The sequence below is a fragment of the Rudaea sp. genome (genome assembly GCF_036560865.1).
GTDB lineage: Bacteria > Pseudomonadota > Gammaproteobacteria > Xanthomonadales > Rhodanobacteraceae > Rudaea.
On the sequence record NZ_DATBQK010000155.1, the window covers coordinates 1 to 3918 of the forward strand.

A 3918-nucleotide genomic window follows, 5' to 3' on the forward strand; every position below is an offset into this window, starting at 1 on the left:
GTGAGCGAGCCGATGCGCGCCTGCAATCCATCACTCACCATCAGCACCGCGTTGTAGTGCAACAGCGACGGAATTTCCGCCTTGTAGGTTTGCAGTTGCGCGTAGGCGCTCCAGATCGTCGCGTCCTCATCCGCGGCATTCTTCAGCTCGATCACGCCGAGCGGCAGCCCGTTGACGAACACGACGACATCCGGCCGCCGATGATGCTGGCCTTCGATCACGGCGAACTGGTTCACCGCGAACCAGTCGTTCGCCGCCACATCGATGAAATCCACCAGCCGCACATGATCGCCCGCGATCGAGCCATCGGCACGCGCGTACTCGACCGGCACGCCATCGCGCAGCAGGTTGTGGAAAGCGCGGTTGGTCTGTACCAGAGAAGGCGTTGCGATGCGCAGCACCTTGCGCAAGGCCTCTTCACGCGCTTCTTCGGGAATCGCGGGATTCAGCCGCGCGATCGCCGTGCGCAGTCGCTCGGCAAGAACCACATCGCCGAACGAATCCCGCTCCGCAACAGGCTCGCCCGGCGCGATATGCGGGCCGTGGCCGATCGCATAGCCCAGCGCGCGGAACCAGTCCAGTGCCGCAGCTTCGACGACGGATTCATCCAGCCTCATGCGGACTCCGCAAAGTGCAGGCGATGGGTTCGACCAATCCGTTTGCGCTGTACGCTCATCAGCCCGGCCTGCTCGGCAAACTCCGGCCAACGTCGCACTGCCGCGCATACTTCGTCAAGGATCGCCTTGTCGCGCCCGCGCTTCAACATCGCCGTCTTCGCGCAGGTGCGAAAATCGGCCAGCACAAAACCATCGCGTTTGCCGTTGAGCGTCATCTGGTGCTGCGCGGTCCAGTCGCCATTCGGGTTGTAGCTGTAACTCACATCGAAGGCCGGCGACAGCGACCAGCGGCCCTGCTTGTCCATCAGGAAGGCGATGTTCTTGACGTGGTCGTCCTGATTGCGCGCCACCACGTTGAACAGCATGCGGCGGAATTGCTCTTCCAGCGCTGCCATCGGCAACCCAAGCTGACGGATCGCAACCAACGCCTGTTCGTAGGAATACGCGCCGACCCGGTTGTAGTCGTAGTGCGCCAGCGCGCCCAGCGATTGCATGTGCAATTTGCCGCCGTCGGGCAAGCGGTCGAAGCGACGCGTCATGAAGTGGCGGCGTCCGTTCTCCTCCAGCAAGCGGCATTCGCTCATCGTGATGCCTGCCGCCTGCGCCATCAGCGCATACGCGTATTCGATCGCGCCGTAGCCTTGTGGATCGTCCAGCTCCTTGTCCTTGTTGCCGGACACGCCATCGAACTTCAGCAACCAGTAGCCGAAGCCGGCGCCTGCCGGCACCTGACCAGAACGCACCTCGTTGGTCTTCGGGTTCCATGCGATCACCGCCTTCGCGCGCGCGCCGCCGGCCGACGTGCCCACGCGCAGGATGTCCTCCAGCGCGTGCTTGCGCGCCGCACTGCGCAGGCTGGCTTTCAACCCCTTGCGATGCGTCAGCACCTCTGAGGCCAGCGCCACCAGCGCCGCCACATCCAGCGGACTGGACTTGCGCGTTCGCGGCCCCAGCACCGGCTTGAACTCCAGCGCACCCATGCCGCGCGCGCCGATGTAGCACAGACGTTCCACGGCGCTGAAACTTTCCGGCTTGCGTCCCTGCATTGCCAGCCATTGATCGATCAAGGCATTGCCGAAACGATCCGGCAATGAATCCGCCAGCAGTCCGGGCAGGCCATGAAAGGTGTTGAACGGCAATTCCGGAAACTGGTACACGCGCCGCTGCAACGGCATGCGCAGCGGCGACAATTCGATGCCGCTGCCGACGAAGGCCGGCACGTATTCGAACGCTGCCGTGGTGCTGCCGTCGGCGAGTGACACCGCGCCGATGCTGCGACCCCAGAGCAGCACCTCGGCCGTGGTCATGGCTCCCACGCCCACTTTTTCGTGGTCGCGGTTTGTTCTTGCGTCTGCCCGGATGCGCGCTTGCGCGTGCGTCCTTTCAGCTGGAGTTGCGCCACCGGGCCGGGCGTCGATTCCGGCACCAGCAACTCGATGCGATCCTGCAGCCGCAACACGCGCAACACGCGCAGGAAGGCGGAAAGTTGCGTCGCCACGGCACCGGACTCCAGCCGCTCCACCGTGCGCTTGGAAATGCCGGCCTGCTCCGCCAGTTGCGCCTGGGTCAGGTTGAATGTCAGCCGTACGGCGGCAATGCGCGCGCCAAGCTCGCGCAGCGCGGTGGAATCCGATGTTTCGCTGCCAATCTTCATTATTCGTCAAATATGGCGAATAAACGGCTATTTGTCAAGATAATCGCCACTTGTGGCGACTAAATTATTACTGTTAAATCGCCAGAACCGGCGTCATGTACGGGGCGTCTTCGACGACGGACTCATCCAGACTCATTGGCTCGCCCAACCTTGCTGTTTCGACCGATTCCATGACGGTTGAGTCCGGATATAGCCGGATGGCAGAACTTTGGCAGGGTATAATCAAGTGTGTCGGAACTGCGAAAACCAGCCCAGCTAGAGCCTGCATCCTTCACCATGATCAAGACCGATGTTCGCAACGCGCCAAGCTACACAGTGGCCGAGGCTGCACGCTATTTGAAAGTGGCGCCGGCAACATTGCGCTCGTGGGTGGTTGGTCGTCCCTATCCGAAGGCCTCGGGTACCGCACACTCGAGCCCACTCATTCATGCTGCGCGCAAGCCGCCGCCGATACTGTCGTTCTGGAATCTCATCGAAGCTCATGTGTTGCGTTCGCTGCGCACCGAGCATGGCGTGTCGATGGATGCCTTGCGCCGGGCGATTGCCTACGCGCAGAAAACCCTGGAGATCGAGCGCCTTCTGCTCAGCCCGGAACTTCGTACCGACGCCGGGAAGTTGCTGCTGGAACGTTACGGCAAACTCATAGAATTATCTGCCTCCGGACAGATCGCCATGCGTCATCTGTTCAACGAGCACCTGGCGCGGGTCGAATGGGATCAGTGGAAGTTTCCCGTTCGCCTCTATCCATTCACGTCCAGCGATGTTCCTGCGGGCAATCGGCCGATCGCTATTGATCCGCACGTTGCGTTCGGTCGTCCCGTTGTCGCGTTGCGCGGCGTTACCACCGGCACGATTGCTGAACGCCTCGATGCGGGCGAATCCATGTTCGATATCGCCGCCGACTATGACATGACCGAAGGCGAGATCGAGGAGGCTGTGCTCTACGAGCGAGCCGCATGAAGCGGGTCTTCTTCACCGACCGCGATCTTGGCAAGCGTTTCCCGGAAATCCTTCGCGCCGCCGGCCTGGCGGTGGAGCGACATGCTGATCACTTTGCGGCCGACAGCTCCGACGAAACTTGGCTGGAAGCAGTCGGTCGGCGAGGCTGGATTGCGATCACCCACGACGGGCGCATCCGCTACAAGCCGAACGAACTTGCCGCCGTCATGCAGCACCGCGTTGCATTGCTGGTCGTGATTGGCAAAGCACCATACCCGCAACTCGCCCACGCCTTTGCCGCGACCAGGGAACGTATATTGGCATTCCTCGACCGTCACGAGCCGCCATTCATTGCCAAGGTTTACCGACCACCGGCCGGCGAAACCGCTATCGATTCCGACGCACCTGGCAGCGTTGTTCTGTGGCATCGGTGACACGCAGTTCGCCGGAGAGCAGCTTAGGCAGCAGCGTGTCGCGCAGGGTGGCGAGGGTGCGGGACTGGTGGAGGTTGGAGTGAATTGCCGCGAACAGGGGTGCTACTTCGGCATCGAACGCTCTAAGCACGCCAGCTGAAGGAATGAGCTGTTTGCTCATGTAAGCGTGATTGCGGTTCAGGCCCGGAACAGCCGAGTCGGCACTCAGGTTCGCGAGGTTATGGAGAGAGACCGCGTAGTAGAGGAAGTAGAGGCTCGCACAATCGGTGATGGG

Annotated in this window: 6 protein-coding genes; 2 read left to right on the plus strand and 4 right to left on the minus strand. The window is 61.9% G+C overall.

What is annotated here, in order from left to right:
- The 3 genes from VIE67_RS14525 to VIE67_RS14535 all read right to left on the minus strand — a co-directional run.
- A partial coding sequence (locus VIE67_RS14525; RefSeq protein WP_332027168.1) for a type I restriction endonuclease occupies positions 1-617 on the minus strand: 617 nt, incomplete at its 3' end.
- Positions 614-1924, minus strand: coding sequence for a type II toxin-antitoxin system HipA family toxin (locus VIE67_RS14530; RefSeq protein WP_332027169.1), 1311 nt, complete (start codon positions 1922-1924; stop codon positions 614-616). The genes VIE67_RS14530 and VIE67_RS14525, both read right to left, overlap by 4 nt.
- Positions 1921-2271: a helix-turn-helix domain-containing protein gene (locus VIE67_RS14535; protein WP_332027170.1), complete on the minus strand. Its 351-nt coding sequence runs from the start codon at positions 2269-2271 to the stop codon at positions 1921-1923. Before VIE67_RS14535 ends, VIE67_RS14530 begins: the two co-directional genes overlap by 4 nt.
- Positions 2272-2547: 276 nt before the next feature.
- Between VIE67_RS14535 and VIE67_RS14540 the strand changes: the two genes are divergently transcribed.
- Complete coding sequence (locus VIE67_RS14540) at positions 2548-3231, plus strand: DUF433 domain-containing protein (RefSeq protein WP_332027171.1); 684 nt, start codon at positions 2548-2550, stop codon at positions 3229-3231.
- The gene (locus tag VIE67_RS14545; protein ID WP_332027172.1) at positions 3228-3644 is read left to right on the plus strand and encodes a PIN-like domain-containing protein; all 417 of its coding nucleotides are present in this window, start codon (positions 3228-3230) and stop codon (positions 3642-3644) included. The genes VIE67_RS14540 and VIE67_RS14545 overlap by 4 nt, the downstream gene beginning before the upstream one ends.
- Here VIE67_RS14545 and VIE67_RS14550 read toward each other — a convergent pair.
- Positions 3598-3918, minus strand: a 321-nt coding sequence (locus VIE67_RS14550; RefSeq protein WP_524539307.1) for a restriction endonuclease subunit S domain-containing protein, incomplete at its 5' end; no start/stop codon positions are given. The two genes, VIE67_RS14545 and VIE67_RS14550, sit on opposite strands and share 47 nt — an antisense overlap.

Excerpts from the sequence above, each read along its gene's own strand:
- VIE67_RS14535 (WP_332027170.1), bottom strand. The coding sequence starts at position 2,271 with ATGAAGATTGGCAGCGAAACATCGGATTCCACCGCGCTGCGCGAGCTT.
- VIE67_RS14540 (WP_332027171.1), top strand. The coding sequence starts at position 2,548 with ATGATCAAGACCGATGTTCGCAACGCGCCAAGCTACACAGTGGCCGAG.
- VIE67_RS14530 (WP_332027169.1), bottom strand. The coding sequence starts at position 1,924 with ATGACCACGGCCGAGGTGCTGCTCTGGGGTCGCAGCATCGGCGCGGTG.
- VIE67_RS14545 (WP_332027172.1), top strand. The coding sequence starts at position 3,228 with ATGAAGCGGGTCTTCTTCACCGACCGCGATCTTGGCAAGCGTTTCCCG.